This window comes from Microbispora sp. NBRC 16548, assembly GCF_030268985.1.
In the GTDB taxonomy this organism is placed as follows: domain Bacteria; phylum Actinomycetota; class Actinomycetes; order Streptosporangiales; family Streptosporangiaceae; genus Microbispora; species Microbispora catharanthi.
This window is the reverse complement of sequence record NZ_BSSF01000114.1, coordinates 1-269: the sequence shown is the minus strand read 5'-3', so window position 1 is coordinate 269 and position 269 is coordinate 1. Positions and strand designations below refer to the sequence as shown.

General features: G+C 57.6%; 1 rRNA gene. It reads left to right on the top strand.

The window, feature by feature from the left end:
- A 23S ribosomal RNA gene (locus tag QSK36_RS43280) occupies positions 1-269 on the top strand; the annotation flags it as partial.

The window sequence follows — 269 nt, the reverse complement described above, 5'->3', positions numbered from 1 at the left end:
AGTGACAACCAGGAGGTTGGCTTAGAAGCAGCCACCCTTGAAAGAGTGCGTAATAGCTCACTGGTCAAGTGATTCTGCGCCGACAATGTAGCGGGGCTCAAGTACACCGCCGAAGTCGTGGCACCACTGGTCCTTTCGGGGTCTGGTGGTGGGTAGGGGAGCGTCGTGCGAACCGGTGAAGCCGCCGAGTGATCGTGTGGTGGAGGTCGTGCGAGTGAGAATGCAGGCATGAGTAGCGAGTCAGAAGTGAGAATCTTCTGCGCCGAATG